21 protein-coding genes are annotated in these 24,214 nt (G+C 72.6%); 12 read left to right on the plus strand and 9 right to left on the minus strand.

Annotated features, from left to right (window positions below; translation table 11 throughout):
* Window positions 1–43 precede the first annotated feature (43 nt).
* The gene (locus AB0J93_RS07680) at window positions 44–478 is read right to left on the minus strand and encodes an Rrf2 family transcriptional regulator (protein WP_363919177.1); all 435 of its coding nucleotides are present in this window, start codon (window positions 476–478) and stop codon (window positions 44–46) included.
* Window positions 479–635: 157 nt separating this feature from the next.
* On the opposite strand from AB0J93_RS07680, the gene AB0J93_RS07685 reads away from it, so the two are divergent.
* Window positions 636–1,856 carry a globin domain-containing protein gene (locus tag AB0J93_RS07685; protein WP_363919179.1) on the plus strand — a complete coding sequence of 407 codons (1,221 nt, stop codon included), beginning with the start codon at window positions 636–638 and terminating at the stop codon, window positions 1,854–1,856.
* Window positions 1,857–1,935: 79 nt separating this feature from the next.
* The gene (locus tag AB0J93_RS07690) at window positions 1,936–2,790 is read left to right on the plus strand and encodes an alpha/beta fold hydrolase (RefSeq protein ID WP_363919181.1); all 855 of its coding nucleotides are present in this window, start codon (window positions 1,936–1,938) and stop codon (window positions 2,788–2,790) included.
* A gap of 89 nt (window positions 2,791–2,879) precedes the next feature.
* Here the strand turns inward: AB0J93_RS07690 and AB0J93_RS07695 are convergent, their stop codons facing one another.
* Window positions 2,880–3,413 (minus strand): hypothetical protein, encoded by a 534-nt coding sequence (locus AB0J93_RS07695; protein ID WP_363919183.1) that lies wholly within the window; start codon window positions 3,411–3,413, stop codon window positions 2,880–2,882.
* A gap of 171 nt (window positions 3,414–3,584) precedes the next feature.
* Between AB0J93_RS07695 and AB0J93_RS07700 the strand changes: the two genes are divergently transcribed.
* From AB0J93_RS07700 to AB0J93_RS07715, 4 genes are all read left to right on the plus strand, one after another.
* Window positions 3,585–4,832 carry an FAD-dependent oxidoreductase gene (locus AB0J93_RS07700; protein WP_363919185.1) on the plus strand — a complete coding sequence of 416 codons (1,248 nt, stop codon included), beginning with the start codon at window positions 3,585–3,587 and terminating at the stop codon, window positions 4,830–4,832.
* A 25-nt stretch (window positions 4,833–4,857) separates the two neighbouring features.
* Window positions 4,858–5,754, plus strand: a complete 897-nt coding sequence (locus AB0J93_RS07705) for an RNA polymerase sigma-70 factor (protein WP_363919187.1) — start codon at window positions 4,858–4,860, stop codon at window positions 5,752–5,754.
* A gap of 97 nt (window positions 5,755–5,851) precedes the next feature.
* Window positions 5,852–6,490 carry a hypothetical protein gene (locus AB0J93_RS07710; protein WP_363919189.1) on the plus strand — a complete coding sequence of 213 codons (639 nt, stop codon included), beginning with the start codon at window positions 5,852–5,854 and terminating at the stop codon, window positions 6,488–6,490.
* 89 nt (window positions 6,491–6,579) lie between these two features.
* Window positions 6,580–6,966: a hypothetical protein gene (locus AB0J93_RS07715; protein WP_363919191.1), complete on the plus strand. Its 387-nt coding sequence runs from the start codon at window positions 6,580–6,582 to the stop codon at window positions 6,964–6,966.
* A gap of 19 nt (window positions 6,967–6,985) precedes the next feature.
* Here AB0J93_RS07715 and AB0J93_RS07720 read toward each other — a convergent pair whose 3' ends face one another.
* A complete protein-coding gene (locus AB0J93_RS07720; RefSeq protein WP_363919193.1) occupies window positions 6,986–7,879 on the minus strand; it encodes a DUF72 domain-containing protein in 894 nt (297 codons plus the stop codon).
* A gap of 82 nt (window positions 7,880–7,961) precedes the next feature.
* Between AB0J93_RS07720 and AB0J93_RS07725 the strand changes: the two genes are divergently transcribed.
* Genes AB0J93_RS07725 through AB0J93_RS07735 form a run of 3 tightly spaced genes read left to right on the plus strand, consistent with a single transcriptional unit; the run spans window position 7,962 to window position 10,396 of the window.
* Entirely contained in the window at window positions 7,962–8,744 is a 783-nt protein-coding gene (locus tag AB0J93_RS07725; protein ID WP_363919195.1) for a Pr6Pr family membrane protein, read from the plus strand.
* A gap of 54 nt (window positions 8,745–8,798) precedes the next feature.
* Window positions 8,799–9,845, plus strand: a complete 1,047-nt coding sequence (locus AB0J93_RS07730; protein ID WP_363919197.1) for an NAD(P)-dependent alcohol dehydrogenase — start codon at window positions 8,799–8,801, stop codon at window positions 9,843–9,845.
* 35 nt (window positions 9,846–9,880) lie between these two features.
* Window positions 9,881–10,396, plus strand: a complete 516-nt coding sequence (locus tag AB0J93_RS07735; RefSeq protein ID WP_363919199.1) for a 2'-5' RNA ligase family protein — start codon at window positions 9,881–9,883, stop codon at window positions 10,394–10,396.
* A 179-nt stretch (window positions 10,397–10,575) separates the two neighbouring features.
* On the opposite strand, the gene AB0J93_RS07740 is transcribed toward AB0J93_RS07735, so the two are convergent.
* The 4 genes from AB0J93_RS07740 to AB0J93_RS07755 are packed head-to-tail and all read right to left on the minus strand — an operon-like array spanning window position 10,576 to window position 15,480.
* Window positions 10,576–11,493, minus strand: a complete 918-nt coding sequence (locus tag AB0J93_RS07740) for a siderophore-interacting protein (protein ID WP_363919201.1) — start codon at window positions 11,491–11,493, stop codon at window positions 10,576–10,578.
* A 28-nt stretch (window positions 11,494–11,521) separates the two neighbouring features.
* Window positions 11,522–13,618 carry an iron ABC transporter permease gene (locus AB0J93_RS07745; protein WP_363919490.1) on the minus strand — a complete coding sequence of 699 codons (2,097 nt, stop codon included), beginning with the start codon at window positions 13,616–13,618 and terminating at the stop codon, window positions 11,522–11,524.
* Between the two features lie 5 nt (window positions 13,619–13,623).
* Window positions 13,624–14,607: an iron-siderophore ABC transporter substrate-binding protein gene (locus AB0J93_RS07750; protein WP_363919203.1), complete on the minus strand. Its 984-nt coding sequence runs from the start codon at window positions 14,605–14,607 to the stop codon at window positions 13,624–13,626.
* Window positions 14,608–14,646: 39 nt separating this feature from the next.
* Window positions 14,647–15,480 (minus strand): ABC transporter ATP-binding protein, encoded by an 834-nt coding sequence (locus AB0J93_RS07755; protein WP_363919205.1) that lies wholly within the window; start codon window positions 15,478–15,480, stop codon window positions 14,647–14,649.
* 314 nt (window positions 15,481–15,794) lie between these two features.
* Here AB0J93_RS07755 and AB0J93_RS07760 point away from each other — a divergent pair, with 314 nt between their 5' ends.
* Window positions 15,795–17,525, plus strand: a complete 1,731-nt coding sequence (locus tag AB0J93_RS07760; RefSeq protein ID WP_363919207.1) for a hypothetical protein — start codon at window positions 15,795–15,797, stop codon at window positions 17,523–17,525.
* Window positions 17,526–17,595: 70 nt separating this feature from the next.
* Here AB0J93_RS07760 and AB0J93_RS07765 read toward each other — a convergent pair whose 3' ends face one another.
* Complete coding sequence (locus AB0J93_RS07765) at window positions 17,596–18,963, minus strand: cation:proton antiporter (RefSeq protein ID WP_363919209.1); 1,368 nt, start codon at window positions 18,961–18,963, stop codon at window positions 17,596–17,598.
* A gap of 369 nt (window positions 18,964–19,332) precedes the next feature.
* On the minus strand, window positions 19,333–19,887 hold the full coding sequence (locus AB0J93_RS07770) for a hypothetical protein (protein ID WP_363919211.1): 555 nt from the start codon (window positions 19,885–19,887) through the stop codon (window positions 19,333–19,335).
* Between the two features lie 435 nt (window positions 19,888–20,322).
* Here AB0J93_RS07770 and AB0J93_RS07775 point away from each other — a divergent pair, with 435 nt between their 5' ends.
* The gene (locus tag AB0J93_RS07775) at window positions 20,323–21,288 is read left to right on the plus strand and encodes a helix-turn-helix transcriptional regulator (protein ID WP_363919213.1); all 966 of its coding nucleotides are present in this window, start codon (window positions 20,323–20,325) and stop codon (window positions 21,286–21,288) included.
* 80 nt (window positions 21,289–21,368) lie between these two features.
* Complete coding sequence (locus AB0J93_RS07780; RefSeq protein ID WP_363919215.1) at window positions 21,369–24,170, plus strand: AAA family ATPase; 2,802 nt, start codon at window positions 21,369–21,371, stop codon at window positions 24,168–24,170.
* Window positions 24,171–24,214 lie beyond the last annotated feature (44 nt).

The raw sequence follows: 24,214 nt of genomic DNA on the forward strand, positions 1-24,214 counted from the left end.
CGGGTACCGCCCGGACCCGCGAGGTCCGGGCGGTACCCGTTGCTCATGATGCCGGTGTCGGGCCGAGGGCGAGCAGCACCGGCCCGGCCGGCCCGTCGACCAGCTCGCCGAGGCTGACCTCGTCGAGGACGGCGAGGAACGCCTCCTGTGCCCGGCGCAGCTCGGCCCGCAGCCGGCAGGCTGTCCGCAGTGGACAGGCCGGTGCGTCGCAGTCCACCACCTCGCCGTCGCCCTCGAACGCCCGGACCACCTGCCCGACGGTGTACGCCGCGCCTTCGGCGGCGAACGCCACCCCGCCGAAGCGACCCCGGATGGTCACCAGCACGTCGAGGCGCTGGAGTCGCTGCACCACCTTGGCCACATGGTTGCGGGGCAGCGCCAACTGGTCGGCCAACTCGTCCACCGTCGTCCGGCGGCCGGTCGCCGCGGCGTGCATGGCGATCCGTAGTGCCATGTCGGTGGACCTGTTGAGCTTCACGTATCGACCCTAGGCCGCGACGGCACGGTGCCACGGTCGGCCGAGGCGTCGGTGTGACCTGTGCGACCGTCGATCCGGGACCTTCGACCCTAAAACAGGTATCTGGGACTCCTGTTTTGTGTGAGGGCCCGAACGGTCGAACCATAAGGAGAACATCGTGCTCACGCAGTCCTCAGCAGCGGTGGTGTCGGTGACCCTGCCCGCGGTACGCGCGCACGGCGAGGCCATCACGCGGCGGTTCTACCAGCGGATGTTCGAGGCTCATCCGGAGTTGCTCGACCTGTTCAACCGGGGCAACCAGGCAAGCGGGACGCAGCAGGCCGCCCTGGCCGCCGCGGTGGTCGCCTACGCCGAGCACCTGACCGGTGCGAGCACCATGCCCTGGGGGCCGATTCTGGACCGGATCGCCCACAAGCACGCGTCGCTGGGCATCACCCCGGCCCAGTACACCCTCGTGGGTCGCAACCTGCTCGCCGCCGTCGGCGAGGTGCTCGGCGATGCGGTCACTCCGCCGGTCGCCGCCGCCTGGGACGAGGTCTACTGGCTGTTGGCCTGCGAGCTGGTCGCCCGGGAGGCCCGGCTCTACGCGGCTGCCGGGCTGGCGGAGGGCGAGTCGGTGTGGCGGACGTGGCGCGTCACCGCCCGCCGACAGGAGACCAGTGACGTGGTGTCGTTCGCCCTGGCACCCGCGGACGGCACGGCCGCACCCACCTTCATCCCCGGCCAGTACACCTCGGTCGCCGTCGACCTCGACGGCGGTCGCGGTCAGCAGATCCGGCAGTACAGCCTCACCGGTCGCCCCGGGGCCGCCGACTGGCGGATCGCCGTGAAGCGGCTACGCGGGATCGACGGCGCACCCGACGGCCTGGTCTCGACCTTCCTGCACGAGCAGGTGGCGGTCGGTGACACGCTGCGGCTCAGCCCGCCCTTCGGCGAGGTCAACGCGGTAGCCGGAGACGGGCCGCTACTGCTGGTCAGCGCCGGTATCGGGCTGACCCCGGCGATGGCCGCGCTGGAGCATCTGGCGGTCACCGCACCACGACGCCCGGTGGTGCTGGTGCACGCCGACCGGGCCGGCGCGACGCACGCCCTGCGCGGCGACCTGCCACGCCTGCACGCCGCGCTGCCCAACCTGCACACCACGCTGTGGTACGAGGACACGAGCGAAGCCACGCCAGGCGGACTCGCCGCCACGGTGAGCGGTGGTCGGGTCGATCCGGAGCTGATCCCGCTCACGCCCGACGCCCACGTGCACCTCTGCGGTCCGCTGCCCTTCATGAACGTGGTCCGCAGCGGTCTGCTGCGTCGGGGCGTACCGGTGGAGCGGATCGCCTACGAGGTCTTCGGCCCGGGCATGCTGCGCGGCGAGGCACACTGACTCCCCGGTCGTCCCCGGCGGCCGATGCCCCGCCGGGGGCGACCCCCGGCCGCTACCTACCCGCCGGTAACCTGTGGTCGTGAACGCGGTGGAGTACCAGCAGGAGTTCGTCCAGGTCGACGGTGCCCGGCTCGGCATCCAGGTCTACCCGGAGCCCGACGGTGTGACCGACGCCCCGGTGGTGGTGATCGCGCCCGCGATGGGGGTCCGGGCCCGTTACTACCGACCGTTCGCCGCCGCGCTGCGCGCCGCCGGGCTCGCCGTGGTCGTGGCGGACCTGCGCGGAACCGGCGAGAGCACTCCAAGGCCGAGCCGGACCTGCCGGTACGGCTACGCCGACCTGGCCGCCGACATCGGGGCGGTACGGGCGGCGCTCAAGCCCCGGCTGGACGGCCGGCGGACCCTGTTGCTTGGGCACTCCCTCGGCGGCCAGGCCGCCGTGCTGCACCTGGCCCTGCACGGCGAGCACGAGGTGGACGGGCTGGCCCTGATCGCGGTCGGCATCCCCTACTGGCGTGACTTCGCCGGCCCCCGACGGTACGGGGTACTGCCGTACACCCAGGGCATCGCGGCCACCGCCCGGTTGCTCGGCGTCTGGCCCGGATGGGGCTTCGGTGGTCGGCAGGCACGCGGGGTGATCCGCGACTGGGCGCACACCGCCCGCACCGGACGCTTTCCCGAGCTGGACGGGATGGACACCGAGGCGGCGGTACGCCGGATCCGCACCCCGGTGCTGGCGATCAGCGTCGACGGCGACCAGTACACCCCGCATCCCACGCTGGACCGGCTCTGCGCCAAGCTGACCGCAGCTCCGGTCGAGCGTGAGCGCTACGGCGCACCGGGCACCGACCTGGACCACTTCACCTGGGTACGCGCCGCCGGCCCGCTGGCCGCACGGGTGGCCGATTTCGTCACCACCCTGCCCGCACGCTGATCCGCCGAGCGGCCGGTCGGGACTCCACGCGGGCTCCCCGACAGCCGCTCGGCCCGCCTAGTCGATCTTGACTGTCGGCAGGGCAGTGCCTAAGCCGACGGGCCGGCCGAACCGCGTCGGCGAAGCCGGAACAGCAGCCGGGCCACGGTCATCGGCAGCAGGTGCAGCACCACCACCAGCACGGCCGTCAGCGTCGCGTACTGGCCCACGGAGAGCCCGGCCACGGCCAGCACCACCCCGGCGCACACCACGGTGACCAGCGCATGACCCGCGATCCGCACCACGATCCGTCCCGGCGACAGATTCATGTCGGGCTCGCCGGATCGCCGCAGAGCCGCGCCGACCGCCGCCGCGACCGCGGTCAGACCGGCGAACTGCAGGGCCCAGAGGGCAACCCGCCCGACACCGGCCTCGTCGGTCACCGACGGCGCGACGAGGGTGGCCAGCGCGAACACGACGAAGCTCGGTGGCCAGGTGAGGACGAAGGCGGTTGGCGCCGCCAGCGCGATCCTGCCCGGCAGGCTCGGCTGCGGGCGTACCTCCTGCTCGATGCGGGCCATCACCTCGCCGGGGGCCCACACGAGTTGGTGTTCCGAGCCCGTTTCGGGTGCCGGGTGCGCCATGCGGCGAGCCTAATGGGACCGGTCAATGCGATCGGGTGGGGACCTACCGGCGGCGGTCGACCACCGCCGCCCGGGCGACCCACCCGAGGTAAATGTGACCTACGCCACTCGGCGGCACAGCGGCCAGGGCTGCGGTGTCTTGCGGCCGGACCCTGACGCGAAGGAGGCACCATGACCCAGCACACGAAGGTGGTCGTCATCGGCGGCGGGTACGCCGGTGTCATGGCCGCCAACCGCCTGACCCGGCGCGCCGACGTGCAGGTGACGCTGGTGAACCCGCGGCGGAATTTCGTCGAGCGGCTGCGACTGCACCAGGTGGCGGGCGGGTCCGCCGAGGCGGTCGTCGACTACCGGGACATACTGGCCGACCGCGTCCGGCTCGAGGTCGATGCCGCGACCAGCATCGACGCGGCGGGCCACCGGATCACGACCTGGTCCGGTGGGACAATCGACTACGACTACCTGATCTATGCGGCGGGCAGCGGCAGCGTCGAGCCGGAGGTGCCCGGGGCGGCCGAACACGCCCACTCGGTCGCCACCCTGGAGGATGCACAGCGGCTGGGGAGGGTGATCGCCGCCGCGCCGCCGACGGCCTCGGTGACGGTGGTGGGCGCCGGTGCGACCGGTATCGAGACCGCCGCCGAGTTGGCGGAGGCGGGTCGTACGGTCACCCTGGTCTGCGGTGGGGTGCTCGGGCCGTACCTGCATCCCCGGGGCCGACGGTCGATCGCCCGCCGGCTGGCCAGGCTCGGGGTGACCGTGCTCGACGGCGCCGGCACGAAGGTGACGGCGGTGACGCCGGACGCCGTGCGGCTCGGTGACGGCCGGGAACTCGTCAGCACGGTGACCGTCTGGGCAGCCGGGTTCGGCGTGCCTGACCTGGCCGCGCGCAGCGGGCTGAGCACCGACGCACTGGGTCGCCTGCGCACCGACGAGACGCTGACCAGCGTGGACGACGTACACATCGTCGCCGCCGGTGACGCGGCGGCGCCGTCGGACCGGCCGCTGCGGATGAGCTGCCAGTCCGCACGTCCGCTCGGCGCGCACGCCGCCGACACGGTGCTCCGCCGGATCGCCGGTGAACCACCCGAGCCGATCAACATCGGGTTCTTCGGCCAGTGCATCGGGCTGGGCCGTCGGGCCGCCACCGCGCAGATCGCCTCCCGGGACGACACCGCGAACCGGTTCTACCTCGGCGGACGGCTCGCCGCGACCATCAAGGAGTACGCCATCAGGTCGGTGCTCAAGGAGCTGGCGCACGAGGCGCGCGAACCCGGCTCGTACCGCTGGCCGTTCAAGGATGACAAGCGCCGCCAGGTGCTGCGGGCCGGGCCCGCACGGCTCCGTCCACGGCGGAGCGTGCGTAGACCGGCGGTCGACGGCGCGGTCCGATCGGACCGCGCCGTGGACGTACCGTAACCCGCACGGAGGAGAGGTCGAGACAGTGAGTGATCGCGCCACCGAACCGGCGACCGCGACCTTCGTCGCCCACCGCAACCTGCTGTTCACCGTCGCGTACGAGCTGCTCGGGTCGGCCGCCGACGCCGAGGACGTCCTTCAGGAGACCTGGCTGCGGTGGATCGACGTCGACCTGGGACGGGTCCGCGACCAGCGTGCCTACCTGGTCCGGATCGCCACCCGGCAGGCCCTCAACCGGCTGCGCACGATGCGCCGCCGCAAGGAGGCCTACGTGGGGTCGTGGCTGCCCGAGCCGCTGCTCACCGCGCCGGACGTGGCCGAGGACGTCGAACTCGCCGAGAGCGTCTCGATGGCGTTGATGCTCGTCCTTGAGACGTTGTCGCCGACCGAACGGGCCGTGTTCGTGCTGCGCGACGCGTTCGACGTCAGCTACGACGAGATCGCCGCCGCGGTCGGCCGCAGCCCAGCGGCCGTGCGGCAGATCGCGCACCGGGCCCGCCAGCACGTCAACGCCCGCCGGCCCCGCGACGTGGTCTCCCCCGGCGAGACCCGGGCAGCGCTGGAGTCGTTCCAGCGCGCGGTCGAGACCGGCGATCTCCAGGCGCTGCTCGACGTGCTCGCCCCCGAGGTCGTCCTGGTCGCCGACGGCGGCGGCGTGCGGCAGGCCGTACCGAACCAGATCATCGGCGCGGACAAGGTGGCCCGCATGATCGTCGGTGCTCTCGGCAAGGTGCCGGGCCGGCTGACCGCGGCGGTCACGTTGCTCAACGGCAGCCCGGCCCTCGTCGTACAGCTGGATGGTGAGCTCGACGGCGTGATGGCGGTCCGGGTCGGGAAGGCGGGCATCGGCGGCCTCTACTACGTCCGCAACCCGGAGAAGCTGACCCGGGTCGAATCGGAGACCCGACTCGCCCGACGCTGAACGCCGGAGCGTCGGGGGCGCGTCGCCCGAGGTCGCGGCGATTAGCCCCACCGAAGGTGGGTAAGCCGCTGCGCCCGACACGGCGGAAGGGGACCAGATGTCTGACAGCCACACCGCACTGCGTTCGATGCACGACCTGGGCCTGGCGGCCTGGTTCGGCGGCTCCCTGATGGGTGCCTTCGGCGTCAACGGAGCCGCGGCCCGGATCGGCGACTCGACCCAACGACTTTCGGTGGCCTCCACCGGTTGGAACCGGTGGACGCCGGTCAACGCGGCGGCCATCGGCGCCCACCTCGCCGGGGCGGTCGGCGAGTTGGTGACCGAGAGTCCACGCATGGCCGCCCAGGCCGGCGTCGGCCGGGCCAGCACCGTGAAGACCGCACTGACCGTCGGCGCCCTGGCGGTGACCGGGTACAGCCGACTACTCGGCATGCGACTGGCAAAGGCCGGCCAGCCGTCGGTCGAGGGGATCACCGAGCCGAACCAGCAGACACCGGCGAACGTGGCCTCCTCCCAACGCCAGCTGAAGATGCTGCAATGGGCGATTCCGGCACTGACCGGCGCCCTGATCGTGGTCACCGCCTACATGGGTGAGCAGCAGAAGCCCGGGCAGGTCCTGCGCGGCATGCTCGGCCGCGTGGGTGGCCTGGGGCACACGTCGAAGACGATGGGCAAGGGTGCCGGCGGGATGGCGGCGGCCAAGGCGATCCGGCAGATGACGATGTCCGGCCACTGACGGCGAGACCGCACGAACGCCAGCGCACCCATGTGCCGAGCGTCGGCGTCACATAGGCCGGCGACCGGGCACCGATCAGCGAGGTGGCCATGACGGATCGGGACAGGCAGGACCGGGCACCCGAGGGTGTCGCGCCCTGGGGGACCACCGACGGCTTCGACGCGGATCCGCCGTGGGGTGCCGGTGAGCACTCCCCGATGGACGAGGGCAGCGAGGAGACCGCCGTGCCCGAGGGACGGCGTGGTGAACGACGCGCGGCCGGCACCGTCGCCGGTGATCCGACGGACCGGCCCGCCGGGCGGCACGGGTTCGGCTCGGTGGAGCCGACCCGTGCGCCGGTGGCCGGGCCCGGTGCGCCGCCGGACCCGGCGCCGTCGCGGCGCAGCTTCCCCGACGACGAGGCCGACGGAGACCTGCCGGACAACGCGCTGGAGGAGGCGACCGGGATGCACCCGGAGGGAACCTGGCGCGGCTGAGCGCCACCACGGCGTCCGGTCAGGACCGTACGGCCCGCCGGGCGGCCTCGTCGAGCAGGCCGGCCAGCCGTTCCGCGTCACGTTGGGCCTGACCGGCGCAGCAGTTGTTGAACAGCACGTGCAACTCGTCGGCCTGCCCGGCGAGGTCGACCAGCAGCTCGGACCAGCGGCGCAGTTCCTCGTCGCCGTAGGCGTACCGGAACCGGTTCTCCTTGTCGCCACTGGTCCAGGCGCTGCTGTGGCCGTGGAACCGGATCATCGCCAGATCGGCGGTGGCGACCGGGATCGGCGGCACCGAGTCCGGATGCCCCTGCGGCATGTCCACGCAGCAGAAGGTCAGCTCCTGCGCGCGCAGGAAGGCCAGCGTCTCCAGCGCCGCCGTCCCGTCGAACCAGGAGGCGTGCCGCAGCTCGACGGCGACCCGCCACGGCCGGCAGCGCGACGCCAGCTCCGCGATCCGTCGGCGGGCCGCCTCGCCACGGGCCAGCCACGGCGGAAACTGCAACAGCACCGCACCGAGCCGGTCGGCCGCCGCGATCGGCGTCAGCGCCGTCCGAAACCGGCTCCACAGCTCGTCGTACGCGGCCGCCGGCAGGTCACGCCGCCGGATCCGAGCCGGCCCGCCGGTAGGGCGGAGGTCGGCGGGCAGGGTGGCGACCGGGGTCGGGTGACCGGTGAAGAGGCTGAACGCCTTGACGTTGAAGGTGAACCCGTCGGGTGTGGCGTCGACCCAGCCCTGCGCCGTCTCTGGTGCGGGCACCGCGTAGTACGACGTGTCCACCTCGACCAACCCGAACCGGCCGGCGTAGTGGCCCAGCCGACCGGCCGGGGTGTTCACCTGGCGCGGGTACCAGCCGGAACGCACAAGCGTCCGGTCCGCCCACGAGGACGTGCCCACCTTGATGACACCCATGTAATTCAGTGGACCGCCGAACGGGCGGATCGGCAACCGCTGGGCGGTGACCGCCGGGCCGACCCGTTGGTAACGTGCCGCGATGACCTTGCGGCGTCGATCCGTGGCGGTGGTGCTCCGCCTGACGATCGTGATCAGTGTGCTGGCCGGTGTGGTGCTCACCGCGCTCGGCCCGGCCACGGTGACCGGACTGCTGCCGTACTTCACCATCCAGAGCAACCTCGCCGTGGGTCTGGTCGCCGGGTACGCGGTCTGGCGGGCTCGCCGGGGTCGGCCCGATCCGCCGGACGGGCTCACCGGTGCGGTGACCCTCTACATCACCATCACCGCCGTGGTGTACCACCTGGTGCTGGCCAACCCGGCCAGCCCGTTCGCCATGCCCCAGCCGGACCGGGCCCTCGGCGAGGCGTTCGGTAACCAGTTCCTGCACACGGTGGTGCCGCTGCTCGCCGTCGCCGACTGGGCGCTGCTCGGCCGGCACGGGCTGCTGCGCCTGCGGCATGCGCTGTGGTGGTTGGCGTTCCCGCTGGGTTACCTGGGCTTCGCCCTGGTGCGCGGGCTGCTGGTGCACCGCTACCCGTACCCCTTCCTGGACGCGGCAGAGCTCGGCTACGTCGGGGTGGGGATCGTCTCGGCCTGCCTCGCCGTGGTGTTCTGGCTGCTCGGCCTGCTGCTCGTCGGCACCGACCGGACGCTGACCCGGCTCCGCCCGGCATCCGTGCCGGCCGACGCGGACCCGCTGCCGGCGGCCCGACCTAGTCCTGCCGGGTCGGCACCGCCTGGTCCTGCCGGGTCGGCACCGCCCGGCGCTGTGGCACCGACGGCGGAGGGGGCGGAGGGCACGAGGTCGGCGGAGGTGGTTTGAGTCGGGTTCCGTCGGGGAGCCCCCGGGCAGGCGTCACGAGGACGGGAGACAGGGATGCGTGCACTGCGGCTACCCGCCTGGAAGACCGAGCCCGAACTGGTCGAGGTCGACGAACCGACACCCGGCCCGGGCCAGGTGGTGGTGCGGATCGGGGCCGCCGGTGCGTGCCACTCCGACCTGCACCTGATGCACGACTTCGAAGCCGGTGGTCTGCCCTGGAATCCGCCGTTCACGCTCGGTCACGAGAACGCGGGCTGGGTGCACCGGCTCGGCTCCGGGGTCACCGGGTTGGAGGTGGGCCAGCCGGTGGCGGTCTACGGCCCCTGGGGCTGCGGTCGCTGCGCCCGTTGCCGGGTCGGTGTCGACAACTACTGCGAGAACCCGACCGCCGCGCCGGTGCCGGGTGGAGGTGGTGGCCTCGGTCTGGACGGCGGAATGGCCGAATACGAGTTGGTGCCGGATGCCCGGCACGTGCTGCCGCTGCCCGAGGGGCTCGATCCGGTCGACGCCGCGCCGTTGACCGACGCCGGGCTCACCCCGTACCACGCGATTCGCCGGTCCTGGCCGAAGCTGCCACCCGGCAGCACCGCGCTGGTGATCGGTGTCGGTGGGCTCGGGCACGTCGGCGTGCAGATCCTCAAGGCGACCACCGCGGCCCGGGTCGTCGCGGTGGACACCCGGGAGGAGGCGCTGCGGCTCGCCGAGGAGTGCGGTGCCGACCTGACGATGCGCTCGGCCGAAGGCACCGCCGAGGAGATCCGCAGGGTCACCGGCGGCCGGGGCGCCGACGTGGTGCTCGACTTCGTCGGCGCCGACACCACGCTGAAGCTGGGCGTCGCCGCCGCCCGCACCGTGGGTGACCTGACCGTCGTCGGGCTCGGCGGCGGCTCCCTGTCGGTCGGCTTCTTCTCCGTGCCGTACGAGGTCAGCATCCAGACCACCTACTGGGGCAGCCGCCCGGAACTGCTTGAGGTGCTCGACCTGGGTGCGCGCGGGCTGGTGCGACCGAAGACCACCACGTTCGGCCTGGACGAGGCGATGAGCGCGTACCGGATGATGCAGGACGGCAGTCTGGAAGGTCGGGCCGTCATCGTGCCGTGAGCTGCCCGGGCGAGTCGTCCCCATAGAATGATCATGTGGTCGCCGCGTTGGAGCTGTACCTGGACACCGTCGCCACCCGGCGGATCCGGGTGCTGTGGGACGCCCTGGAGGCCGAGGGGGTGCAGAGCATGCGCTCCCTGCTGGAACAGCGGCACCGGCCACACGTCTCACTCGCGGTCGCGCCGCGTTTCGACCCGGAGCAGGTCACGGCGGCGCTGGCCGGCACCACGGTGGCGGCACCGCTGCGGTTGTCGTTCCAGCACGCCGGCCAGTTCGTCGGCCGGGTGCTCTGGCTGGGTCCGGTACCCACCCCGGAACTGCTGGCGCACCACCGGCGGGTGCACGACCTGCTGGTCGCGGGCGGGGTGACGTTGGTGGAGCACTACCGGCCGGGCCGGTGGGTACCGCACTGCACCCTGTCCATGCGGGTGCCGAACGCCCTGATGGCCACCGCCGTACGCCGCTGCCTCGAAGTGCTCCCCCTGGAGGCCACAGTCGTCTCCGCCGCCCTCACCGACCACGCCCGCAACATCTCCCACCCCCTCCCCTAGCCACCCCACACCCCCCACCCCCACTACCCACCCCACCCACCCCGCCTCGCCCGGTTGATCATGAGGTTAGCGGCGGTGTTGATCTCCAAGACTGCCGCTAACCTCATGATCAACGGGGTGGGTGGGTGGGTGGGTGGGGGGGTGGGGGGGTGGGTGGGGTGGGTGGGTGGGGTTGTGGGTCAGGAGGGGTCGGGGCGGCCGTTGCGCCAGTAGCCCATGAAGGCGACGGCGCGGCGGTCCAGGCCGCGCTCGGCGACCAGGTGTCGGCGGAGGCTACGGATGACTCCGGCCTCTCCGGCCAGCCAGGCGTAGAGCGGGGCCGTCGGGAGTGCGTCGGGCACCTCCCAGAGGATCTCGTGGTCCACGTCCACCTCGTCGACCGGTTGCGGGGTCGGCCCGCTCCCGTTGACCGGGGCGCTGCCCAGCAGGTCGCCGGCGGCTGCGGCGACCGCGGCAACGAGGCGGCTGCCGTATCCACCGGCGCCCCGGGGCAGCCAGGTCACCTCGACACCCGGCGGTGTGATCAGCGGCAGCGCGTCACCGGCCTCGGGGACCTCCAGCAGCACCCGGCCGCGCGCGTCCAGCGGTAGCCGTTCGCAGATGCCGCTGATCGCCGGCACCGCCGTCTCGTCCCCGGCCAGCAGCAGGCACCCGGTCGACGGGGGCCGGAACTCGACCCCGCCGTGGTCGCCGCCGTACGCCGAGTCGGGGCCCACGATGGCGATCTCGTCACCGGGGCGGACCCGGCGGGCCCACCGGGTGGCTGGTCCGCCGTCGCCGTGCAGCACCAGGTCGACGTCGACCTCGCCCAGGTACGGCCGGACCGCGCGCACCGTGTACGTACGGATTGGATTGCGTTCGTGATCCGGCAGGGTCCGCCACCGCGCGTACCAGTCCGGCCCCTGCGGGAGGTGGACGCTGGCCTGGCCGGGCAGCGGCAACGCCAGCTTGATCCGCTGGTCGTAGCCGTTGTCGGCGAAGCGGTCCAGGTCGGGACCGGTGAAGGTGACCCGGACGAAGGACGGGCTGAGCCGACGTACCGCGCGGACCTCGACGGCGAACAGTCGCCAGGGTGCGACGGGCAGGGTGTGGGTCATGGTGCCTCTCCGGGTCGGTTCGGTGCGCTTACCGGGGTGGGGCGGCGGCGCGTGAACGCCACAGCAACCAGACGAAGTAGGGGGTGCCGATCATGGCGGTGACCAGCCCGGCGGGGATCTGGGCCGGGGCGATCACGGTGCGGCCGAGCGTGTCGGCGAGACTGACCAGGGCCGCGCCGAGGAGGGCGGCGACCGGGAGCACCCGGGTGTGCCGGCCGCCGACGAGGGCCCGGGCCGCGTGCGGTGCGACCAGGCCGACGAAGCCGATCACGCCCACGGCGGAGACCGCTGTCGAGGTGAGCAGGGCCGCCGCGCCGAGCGCGATCAGTCGGGTGCGTTCCAGCCGGACGCCGAGTACCCGTGGGGTGTCGTCGTCGAGTGTCATCAGGTCCAGCTCGCGCCGGGCGGCCACCACGGCCGGGGTGAGCACCAGCAGGGCTATCGCCACCGGCAGCACCTGGGTCGCGGTTCGGCCGTAGGTGGAGCCGGAGAGCCAGGTGAGGGCCTTGCCGGTGTTCCAGGGATCAAAGGCGACGATCATGAAGGTGATCATGGCCATGCCGCCCTGCCAGGCACCGAAGCCGATCAGGACCAACCGGTCGGAGCTGAGGCCGCCACGCCAGGCCGCGCCGTACACGAGCGCGAAGGCCAGCATGGCGCCGAGCCCGGCGACCCCGGAGACGGCCCAGACACCGGCCAGCGGTACGAAGGTGAGCAGCGAGACCGCCCCCAGTCCAGCGCCGGCGGTGATGCCGAGAATGCCGGGCTCGGCCAGCGGATTGCGGCAGACCGCCTGCACGGTGGTGCCGGCGACCGCCAGGGCCGCGCCGGCCAGCATCGCGGCGGCGACCCGCGGCCACCGCTGATCGAGCACGAAGGTGTACGCCGGCCCGGTGCTGCCGTTGATCCAGTTGACGATGTCGCCGAGCAGCAGCCAGGTGTCCCCGGCGAGCATGCCGAGCAGCACCGCCCCGGCGGTGACCGTGGCGGCGACCGCCACCACGGTGCGGTGGAAGGCCGCGGAGCGTACGGCGGCGTGCCCGCCGGTCGGGCGGCGGGTGGGGCCTGCGTCGCGGTGCCGGCGGGCCAGCCAGATCAGGATTCCCGCGCCGAACAGGGTGGTCACCACGCCGGTGGGAATGTCGACGCCGGCCTGACCACCCATCAGGGCCCGCAGCAGCACGTCGGAGCCGAGGACGATGATGACGCCGGCCATGCCGGACAGCGGCAGCAGGATCCGGTGCCGATGGACTCCGGGCACAAGCGGACCGAGCAGCCGGACGATCACCGGCGCGCAGAGGCCGACGAAGCCGACCGGGCCGGTGAGGGTGACCGCCGCGGCGGACAGCAGCACGGCCAGCACGGTGACGATCAGCCGGGTCCGGCGTACGTCGATGCCGAGCACGGTGGCGGTGTCGTCGCCGAGGGCGAGGATGTCGAGGCGGTGGCCGAACAGCATCAACGCCGCGACGGCGGCCACGATCACCGGGGCGAGTTGGGTGAGCGTGTCGAGGTCGCTCTGCACCAGGGAGCCGTTGCCCCACGCGAACAGGCCGATGGTGGCCTGCTCGAACAGCAGGAGCAGCAGCATGGTCACCGAGCTGAGCGCCAGCGCGGTGGCCGAGCCGGCGAGGATCAGCCGGGTGGTGCCGGCCTGGCCGCCGGAGGACATCGCCATCACCAGGCCGGCCGCGGCGAGGCCACCGCAGAAGGCCAGACCACCGGCGGGCAGCGCGGGCAGTGCGATGCCGAACGCGGCGACCGAGACGATGGCCAGGTGTGCGCCGGCGTTGACGGCGAGGGTGTCCGGGGACGCGAGAGGGTTGCGGGCGATCGACTGAAGTGCCGCACCGGCGAAGCCGAGGGCCACACCGATGGTCAGCCCGGCGAGCAGCCGGGGCACCCGGGACGCGACGAGCACCCGGGCGGTCTCGTCGTCCCCGCCGGTCAGCAGGCGGAGCAGGTCGAGCGCACCCACGGCGGAGGTGCCCTGGGTGAGGTGCACCGCCACGACCACCAGCAGCAGCACGGTGGCGATGACGAAGATCCCGGCGACGCGCGGAACCGAGGGGCGCCCGGCCGGAGCCGGCTGGACAGCCGGCTCCGGACGCGAGGGCGCGGACAGCATGGTCACACCGCGTAGGTGTTGACGAGCTGGTCGATGTACTGCTTGCCGGAGAGCGGCCCGCCGAAGGTCCAGATGCCGTCGGGCATCCGGTGCAGGTTGCCCTGCTTCACGAAGGGCAGCGACTTCCAGATGGCGTTGCTGTTCAGCCCGTCGGCGAAGACGTCGACGCCGTCCGAGGCGTTGTAGAAGAAGTGCAGGTCCGGGCTCTTGAGCACGGTCAGGCCCTCGACGTCGGTCTGGCCCAGGCCCCAGGCCGGGTCCGTCTCGCCGGTCCAGGCGTTGGTGAGGCCGAGCTGGATGCCGATCTGGGAGACCAGGGCGCCCTCGCCGAACATCCGGATGCTTACCGTGCTGCCTTCCTTCCAGCCGTCGGCGATGGCGAACGGCTTGCCGGCGGCACCGGCGTCGGCGATCTTCTTCTTGCCGTCGGCGATGGCGGCGTCGAAGTCGGCGAGCAGCTTCTCGGCCTCGGCGGCCTTGCCGACCGCCGTGGCGATCATGTTCAGGTCGGCCCGCATCCGGCCGAGGTTGTCCGCGGCGTCGCTGCCCTTGGTCACGATGACCGGGACGTACTTCTCCAACTGCGTGATCACGTTGGCGCCGCGGTCGTCCTCCATGACCACGAGGTCGGGTTGCAGCGCCACGATGGAGTCGATGCTCGGCTCACCGCGCGTGCCCACGTCCTTGACGCCCGCGTCGAGCTTGGCGGCGCTGACCCAGGTCGCGTACCCCTTGGGGTCGGCGACGCCGACCGGCATGACGCCGAGGCTGACCAGCATCTCGACCTCGCCCCATTCGAGACCGACCACCTTGGTCGCGGGGGCGTCGAGCTTGACCTCCTTGCCCCGGCTGTCGGTGACGGTGACCGGGCCGCTGGCGGCGGGAGTGGTGGCGGCGGGCTCGGTGGTGTTCTCGGTGGTGCCGCAGGCGGCCAGCAGCACCGCGGTGGCGGCGGCCACCAGGGCGGTTACACGGGTACGGGACATGATGTTCTTTCTCGGGTGGGTGTCGTGAACGGTCTGTGCTCAGACCGGGATTCGGGCCAGGTGCCGGCCCACGGGTCGGGTCGTCACCAGCCCGCTGAGCGGGTCGATGCTGACCTCGATCCGGATGCCGTAGGTCTCGGTCAGGTCGTGTTCGGTGAAGACCTCGGCCGGGGTGCCGGTGGCGCGGACCCGGCCACCGTGCAGCAGGACCACCTCGTCGGCCACCGCGGCGGCCTGGTTGAGGTCGTGCAGCACGACGCCGACCGCGACCCCGTGGTCGTCGGCGAGGTCACGCATCAGATCGAGAATCCCGACCTGGTAGCGCAGGTCGAGGAAGGTGGTGGGTTCGTCGAGCAGCAGCACCGGGGTGTCCTGGGCCAGGCAGGTGGCCAGCCAGACCCGCTGGAGTTCGCCACCGGAGAGTTCGTCCACCGGCCGGCCGGCCATCGCGGTGACGCCGGTGACCTCCATCGCGCGGGCGATGGCGGCCGGGCCGTCCGGGTCGTCGGCCCGCCAGCGGCCCCGGTAGGGGTGGCGGCCGTAGCCGACGACGTCGCGGACGGTGACGCCGTTGGGGATCGGCCTGCTCTGGGCGAGCAGGGTCACCCGGCGGGCGTACTCCTTGGCGGGCAGACCCGCGGCGGCGATGCCGTCGGCGAAGAGCACACTGCCGCTGTCGAGCGGATGCAGCCGGGCCAACGCCCGCAGCAGGGTGGACTTGCCGCTGCCGTTGGGACCGACGAGCGCGGTCACCGTGCCGGGACGCAGGGTGATCGCGGCGCCGTGCACCACCGTGGTGCCGTGGTAGCCCAGGCGCAGGTCGACACCCCGTAGGCTCTGCTCGGCGTCTTTCGACATCAGTCCGCTCGACATGCGGTTAGGCTAACCTAACCTAAGTACCTGTCAAGACGCGGGTCTGTCTCACTCTCATCGGCCCCACCCGTCCCCTCCCGGCGCTGGTGAACAGGGTCGATACGGCACGCCGCGTCGCCGACCGGTTCCCTGGCGCGAACCCGGACGAGCAGCCACCTGCGATCGGGCGGGACGCCGATGCCGGGCCACCCGTCAGGCAGCCCGAAATCCGTACCGGGGTGGGACGACAGAGCAGTCGGAGCAGCGGTAACGTTGCGCGTCATCCACCGCCGGCCCGCCGGCGTGGCGCTCTTCGATCCTACGGAGGATGGGGCATGTCCATCGGCGAGGAGCCGTTCGCAGTCCGCGACGACCTGGCCTCGCGGCCGAATTTCGAGGTCGCCCTGCGCGGGTTCGACAAACGGCAGGTCGAGCGCTATGTCGAGCAGATGGACGGCCGACTCGCCGCCATCTCGGCAGAACGGGACCGGGCCACCGCGCACGTACGGGAGCTGAGCGGAAAGCTCCAGGCGGTGCAGAGCGAGATGGCCGAGCTGCGGCAGCGACCGGCGCAAGTGGACAAGGCCACCTTCCAGGACGTGGGCCCGATGGTCGGTCAGATCCTGGACCTGGCCGAAAAGCAGGCTGCGGCAATCATCGACACACACACCCAGCGGGCCACCAAGCTCCAGGCGGAGGCGGAGAAGACGCTCGCCAACGCGCGGGAACGCACCGTCAAGGCACTTGCCGACCTCGAGGAGGAGCTGGCCGGCCGACGGGCGGAGCACGAGAAGACGTACGAGGAGTTGCGGGCGGCGGCCGACGCGGAACTGGCCGAGACCCGCGAGCGGGCCGACAAGCTGCGCGCCGACGGGGAGGCCGCGCACGAGCGTGCGCAGCAGGAGGCGCAGCGGATCGGCGAGCAGTGCCGCCAGCAGGTCGAGCAGGCCCGCTCGGCGGCGGAGGCGCTTACCACCTCGGCGCGTACCCAGATCCACCAGGAGATCCAGGCGGCCCGGTCGAAGAGCCAGCAGGAGCTGGCGCAGTGGCAGGCCACGGTCGAGGAGGAACTGGCCGAGCGGCGGGCCACTGCCGAGGAGGACCTGGCCGAGCAGCGGGCCGCCGTCGAGCGTGAGCTGGCCGCGCAGCGGACCGCCGCCGAGCAGCGGGTCAGCTCGATGATCGCCGACGCCCAGCAGTACTCGGCGGAGATCCGCAAGCGCGCCGACGAGCAGGCGGCCGAGGTGCGCGAGCTCAGCGACGAGCAGGCCGCGGCAGCCGAGGAACAGCTGCACGCCGTCCAGCTTGAGGTCGGCGAGCAGCGTCAGGCCCTCGCCCAGTTGCACGAGCAGTTGGACGACGCCGAGCAGCAGCTCGACGAGGCTCGCCGCGCCAAGGACGCCACCGAGGCCGAGCTGACCCGGCTGCGGCAGTTGCTGGAGGAGACCAGCCACGAACTCGTGGCGGAGCGCCAGCGGCTGGACGAGGTGCGCCGGGCGGCCGAGGCCGCCGAACGGCACGCCAAGGAGACCCGGGCCCGGGTGCAGCGGGAGGCCAAGCGGGTCGCCGATCTGGCGGCCGCGGCGGTGATGGCCGCCGCGGCGGGTGGCGGCGAGACCGCCGAGTACCCGATGGTGGCCGCCCGACTCGGGGTTTCCCGAACCGCTGGCGACGCGGCCACGGCGGGCGGTGGCGAGGGGACCTCGGCGGCCGGCGGTCAGACCGAGGCCGCGGCCGCCGCTGGGGAGGTGGACGTCGAGCGAGCCGGGTCGGATCCGGAGCGGACGGTCACCGACGGTGCCGATCCGGCGGGCCGGGACCGCAACGGCGCCGCGACCGGCAGGCCGGGTGGTCCGCAGCCGGGCGGACCCGGCGGCGGCCCGGAGCAGGGTGCACGCCCGGCGGTGGATCCGGTGGCTCGCGCGGCGGCGGCGGTGGCGGCCGGCGGGCCGGGCGGCATCGACTGGTTCGCCGGCCAGGCCGCGCACCAGCAGTCCGAGGCGGAGGAAACGCCGGCACCCGGATCGACCGAAACCGACCGGGCACCGGAACCCGCAGCGAACTGAGCCCGATCCGTCGGGCAACGGACGATGGGCCGCCCAACCCCGAGGGCTCGGGGCGGGCGGCCCACTGCGCTCAGGACCGGCCCGCCACCAGTTCCGGTTCCCGCGCGGTCGGATCCGGCACCAGCCCGGAGGGGCCGTAGACAAGGCCCTTGCGCCGCGCGCCCCACTCGAACATCCGGTGTAGCGGAGTCGCGGCGAAGGTGGTCACGATGGCCATGATGGCCAGCACCGTGTAGAGCTGCTGGCTCACCAGGCCGGCGGAGAGCCCGATGTTGAGCAGGATCAGCTCCATCAGCCCACGGGCGTTGGCCAGTGCGCCCATCGACCCGGCCTCCCGCCAGGTCATGCCCTGCCAGCGGGCCGCGAGGCCGACGGCACCGAACTTGCCGACGAAGGAGGCCACCAGCACCACGGCGGCCACCAGCAGCACGGAAGGCTCGAAGATGAGGCTGAGCTTGGTGTTCAGTCCGGAGTAGATGAAGAAGGCCGGTAGCAGCAGGTACGCGGCGAGCGGCTCGGCTCGTTCCCGGAGCGCGTCGACGAAGCGCCCACGCGGCATGACCGTGCCCGCGACGAAGGCACCGAAGACCGAGTAGATGCCGACGTAGTCGGTGAACCAGGCGGCGAGGAGAACCACCGTCAGCGTGACGGTCAGCGGCCCCACCGGCAGTGCCGCCGTCTCACCGGCGTTACGTCGCCGCTCCGCCCAGCCCTCGACTCGGCGCAGCAGGGGCCGACCCACGAGGATCATGAAAAGCAGGAACGCCAGCCCACCCCCGAGGGCCACGACGCCCCCGGCGAACCCGCCGGAGGCGGTGGCCACCACGATCGCCAGCAGAATCCAGGCACACGCATCGTCCGAGGCCGCACAGGCCAGGGCCATCGTGCCGAGCCGGGTGCGCAGCAGGCCCGAGTCGTACACGATCCACGCCAGCATGGGAAACGCGGTGATGGCAATGGCCGAGGCGATGAACAGTGCCCCCTGCCAGGGTGCGACTCCGGCGGTGAAGTACTCGTCACTGTGGACGGTCAACCACCAGCCGAGCACGCCACCGAGCAGCAACGGCACGCCGAGCCCCGCCGAGGCGGTGGCCCCGGCCTGCCGGACGTGCCCCCGGAGAATACCCAGATCGAACGAGCAGCCGACCAGAAACATGTAGACGACGAGGCCGAGTTGCCCGATGACATAAATGGCGGTCAGCGAGGGGTGCGGCATGGTTTCACCACCGACCTGCAAAGTCAGGGGAAACATCCATTCTTGTGCCGCTGGCCACAATAGCCCGAACAATGAGGGCCCCAGCAGGAACCCGGCGACCATGATGGCGACCACCTGCACCTGCCCCAACCTGCGGAACAGCGGCCAAATCAGCCGATAGACGGCCAGGATCACGGCCATTTGCAGAAAGAGATGCATGGCGATTTCAAGCATCGAAGGCATGAGCCATCCATTTCTCGATTGGCACGACAAAGGGGGACAGCGTTCGGCCGAAATTCCTCCCGCGGAATTATCGACGATGCTAGATCCGGCCCGAAGCGGCGACAAGAGCGACCCAGCGCCCCCGACCGTCCGGTGGCGGACACTCCACGACCCGACCTGCTTGCCACACCGGTGCCACCGGTGGAAACGACGAAAGGTCTGGTTGGTCGAGTCTTTCTTCGCGCTCCAGAAGTGACCTTCCTCCGCACCCGGCGAGGTTCGATCGATATCGGGTCGGCCGGGACGGCAGCCGATGACACCCATGGGTCCGGGGTCTCGGTCTGGCGTGAGACCGAGACCACCGGACGAAGGGTGCGCCCGCCGGGCCGGTCAGAACGGCCGGCGGGGCAGCCAGCCGAGGAAGCGGTTGCGCGCCCGGGCCAGCGGCAGCCCGGGTAGATCCCGGGCTGCGGCGAGCAGACACGAGCCCAGGTAGACCGCGAGCGCGGCGCGGGCCCCGCCGAACTCCGCGAGCAGTTGGCTCTGCTTGACCGCGCACGGCCACTCCTGCCCGCAGCCGGTGCAGGTCCAGTTCGGCGGCGAGGGCAGGTGCTCCGGCGGCTTGGCCGAGCGGTAACGAACGGTGGCGCTGTTGCGTCGGCCGACCCGGGTGGGGGCCCGGTGTGGATCGCCGGGCGCGGGATGCCGATGGGTGAACAGTTCCCGTCGCGCCAGTCCGAGCGCCCCGCCCACCCGGACCAGTGCGTCCGGCCCCGGGCGGTAGCCGACCAGGGCACCCAGCAGGTGATGGCCCAGCAGGTCGAAGGCGTCCGGCCCGAGGGTGAGGTCGCGGCAGAGCGCGATCAGTCGCGTCGGTGCCGCCACCCGCTGCGCCACCAGAGCGCAGCGCAGCACGTCCCGCAGACCGCCACCCAGGTCGGACATGCGGGATCCCACGATGCCGGTCAGGTCTGTCTCACCGGCGATCCGCCGGAGTGCCTCAGCCGTCGCCAGTCGGACGATGTCAGTCGGATCCTTGGTCTCCAACACCCCACCCCTTCACCCGTTGGTCGATCAGCTACCCCTCGTTCGACACCCTTCGCATGATCATGGCCACGGAGGGTTGTCGGCTAGCCCGGTGCGCGCACGCCGGACCGTACCGATTAGCCCAAAAACGAAAACTCCCCTGACATCGACAACGAGCGAGATCCACCCGCGCGACGGATGCGCCACGAAAACTTCATGGGAGTCCTTCCTTTGTGGATACCATCGATGGGAATCCTGGCTCCGCATGTCCTACCGCTTTCCGGATCCACCACGTCTCGCCGGGTGCCGTCCCGGCGTGCCGAAGCGCCCTCCGTCCAGGTCGATGGAGACGTAGTGAAGACGAAGGTTCCGACCACCCACCGGTTCGACAGCTGCGACCCGGAGACGATCCACGACTTCCTGGCGCGCGCCTATCGCGGGAAGGTCTCCGTCCGCCCGGCCGGCGGCGTCCGCTACCGGTTCCGCCACCACCGGGTGGACGCGGGCTCGTTCTGGTTGGAGGCATCGGATCAGTCGACCCGGCTCGATATCGATGTCGAGCCGGCCGCCGGGCTGGTGATCTGCGAGGTCGTCAACGGGCGCATCGACCGCACCTGCGGAGCGTACGGCCGGTTCGGGCCGGGCGACATCTTCCTGGTCACGCTTCCCGACCTGCCCTGCTCGCTGCGCTGGTTACCGGGCAGGGTCACCACCTGCCTGCTCGGCCTCTCCGTCCTGGACCGGGTGACCGGAACAGCATCCGCCGGCCGGGCGAGCACCGTCCAGTTCACCGGGCTGACCCCGGCCTCGCCGGCCCTGGCGGGGCTGTGGCGGCACACCACCAGCTATCTCAACCACGTCGTGCTGAGCAATCCGTACGCGTACCGCGAGCCCCTGGTCATCGCCAACGCGGCCCGGATGCTGGCCGCCTCGGCCCTGGCGGTCTTCCCCAACACCACCGCGGGCTGGCCCTCCGCCACCGACCGGCGCGCCGCGACCACCGCCACGCTGCGCCGGGCCACGGCGTTCATCGAGGAGTACGCCGACCGCGACATCGGTGCGGCCGACATCGCCGCCGCCGCCCAGGTCTCGTTGCGGACCCTGCAACTGGCATTCCGCCGACACCTCGACACCACCCCGATGGCGCACCTGCGCCGGGTCCGGCTCGACCGCGCCCACCGCGATCTGATGCAGGCCGACCCGCGCCAGGAAACCGTCTCGGCGATCGCCTCGCGTTGGGGGTTCCTCAGCCACAGCCGGTTCACCGCGCGCTACCACGCCACCTACGGATTTCCGCCCAGCCGCACCCTGCACGCCTGACGGCCACCCTGACCGACCGCCCGCGGCAGACCACCGTCCGCACGATGGCCGCCCCACCTCATCGGTGCCAGAATCGCACCATGCGGGGTACGCTCGTCGGCCGCGACGGGGTGTTCGATCAGGCCTGGCGCGCACTGCGCGAGCCGGGGTCGGTGCTGTTGGAGGGCCCGGCCGGCATCGGCAAGACGACGTTGCTCCGGGAACTGGTCACCGAGGCGACGCGGGCCGGCTGGTCGGTGCTGACCTGCGGGCCGACCGAGTGTGAGAGCGACCTGCCCTTCGCTGCCCTCGCCGACCTGCTCCGCCCCCTGGCGGACCTGGTGGTGGAGCTGCCCCGCCCGCAGCGTGTCGCGGCCGAGATGGTGCTGCTCACCCGGGACAGCGACGAGACCGTCGACGAGCGGGTGGTCGGTGCCGCCACCCGCTCGCTGCTGGAGGCGGTGCTTGCCGCCGGCCGGCCGGTGCTGGTCGCCGTGGACGACTCGCCGTGGCTGGACCGGCCGAGCGAACGAGCGCTGCGGTTCGCCCTGCGCCGGGTCGGGCCCGGGCTGTCCACCCTGGTCGGCTGCCGCACCGACAACACGCCCACGCTGCGGACCGCGCCGCTCGGGCTCGACTCCGGTCCCGGCCGGCTGACCCGGCTGGCACTGGCTCCGCTGGGAGTGGGCGCCCTGCACCACCTCCTGCGTGAGCGGGTCGGTGCCACCCTGAGTCGTTCCCTGCTCGCCCGGATCGCCCGGGAGGCTGCCGGTAACCCGCTGGTCGCCATCGAGGTGACCCGCGCGGTGCAGCGCCTGCCGCAGCCACCGGAGCCGGCGCAGGATCTGCCGGTGGCCTCGTCCATGCACCAGCTCCTCGGTGAGGTGCTCGCCCGGCTGCCGGACCGCTGCCGGGACGCCGTACGGCTGGCCGCCCTGCTCGGCGTACCCCTGCTTCGGGACCTGGCCGCGGCGGGGATCTCCCCCGCCGCGTTCGACGCCGCGGAGGAGGCCGGCCTGCTCGTGGTTGGGGCGGTGCGAGTGGAGTTCACCCATCCGGTCTACGCGGCGGCGGTCCGCGCCGGCATCCCACCCGGCGTTCGGCGCGGCCTGCACCGCCGGCTGGCCGAGGTGGTGGCCGATCCGGACGAACGGGTCCGCCACCTGGCCCTGTGTACCACCACGCCGGATCCGGTGGTCGCCGATGCCCTCGCCGCGGCTGCCGCCCGGCAGTACGCGCGGGGCGCGCCGGAGGCCGCCGCGAACCTGTACGAGTCGGCGGCGCGGCTCACTCCGGTCGACGACGAGGCCAGCCGGGGCCAGCGGCTGCTGGCGGCGGCCCGTTGCCGCTTCGGATGTGGCGATCATCCCGGCGCACGCGTCGCCGCCGAGGCGGTGGCCGCCGAGTTCGGCGGCGACGTCCGCGCGGAGGCGCTGCTGCTGCGCGCGGTGGTCGCCTGGAGCGCCGACGAGTCCGGCGGCACAGCGGTCGAGGCAGCCGGCCGGGCGCTGGCGGCGACCCGTCCGGATTCCCCGCTGGCCGGCCGGATCCACGCCCACCTGGCGCTCTTCGTCGACCTGCCGGATCCGGCACGGGCCCATGCCGAGGCAGCGATCGCACTGCTCACCGGGCCCGGTGGAGACCGCACGCTGCTCGCCGCGGCGCTGCTGCACCTGTTCTTCAACGAGGTACGCGCCGGCGAACCACCCCGCGTCGAACTGCTCGACCGGGCGCTGGAGATGGAGGGCTCGGAGCCGTCGTGGCTCGCCGGCACGATCCCGGCCATCTGGTGGAAGTCGATCGACGACCCGGCCGGGGCCCGACGACGGCTGGGCCAACTGCTGGGCCTGGCGGCGGCTCGGTCAGACGAACCCTCGCAGTACGACCTGCTCAAACACCTCGGCGAGACCGAGCTGCTGGCGGGGCGGTGGTCGGCTGCCGAACGGCACATCGCGGCGGCCCGCGAGCTCGGTGAGCTGCTGGGTACCGAGGCGACCGCGGAGATCTGGCTGGCCGGGCTGCTCGACGCGCTCCGCGGCCGACTCGACGTGGCGCAGCGGGTGGCCGAGGCGGGGCTCCGACTGGGCGAGCAGCTCGACGACGACTGGTGTCGGCGGATCCACCTGCAACTGGCAGCGTTCGTGGCGCTCTGCGCCGGCCGGATGGCCGACGCCGCAGCCGGGTACGGCCGACTTGCCGCGACGGTCGACCGGATGGGTCTGGCCGAGCCGCTCGCACAGCGCTTCGAGACCGACTGGATCGAGGCGTGCGTGGGTGCCGGTGACCTGGTCACGGCGCGCGGTGCCCTGAACAGGCTGGCGGAACGTCACCGGCGGTTGCCCCGCCCCTGGACGCTGCTGGGCCTGGCGCGCAGCCGCGCTTTGCTGGACAGCGCCAGTGGCGTCGACCCCTCGGCTGCCCTGGACGACCTCGCCGCCGCGCGGGCCGCCGTGCCGCCGGAGGTCCTGCCGCTGGACCGGGCCAGGTGTCTGCTGGTCGCGGGCATGGTGCACCGTCGGTCCCGCCGCAAGCGGCCGGCCAGGGAGGCACTGGCCGCCGCGGCGGTCGAATTCGACGCCCTGGGCGCGACGGTGTTCGCCGGGCGGGCCCGGGCCGAGGCCGCCCGGCTCGGCGGGCGCCCGCCCGCGCCGTCGGACCTCACCGCCACGGAGGAGCGGGTCGCCCGGCTCGCCGCGCAGGGACGGACCAGCCGCGCCATCGCCGACGAGCTGTTCGTCAGCCCGAAGACCGTGGAGACCAACCTGTCCCGGGTCTACCGCAAGCTGGGCATCTCCCGTCGGGCGGAACTGGGTGCCGCGCTGGCGCGGGTCGGTGGACCCGACGAACGGTTACGCCGGCCGGCGGCCACCGCCGGTGCACCGACCGCCACGGCCAAAGGCTAGGGAAACACCGGATTCCTCGACGGCCGTGCGGTCGTAGCGTCGAG

Source organism: Micromonospora sp. NPDC049374 (assembly GCF_040677165.1).
Classification (GTDB): Bacteria; Actinomycetota; Actinomycetes; order Mycobacteriales; family Micromonosporaceae; genus Micromonospora.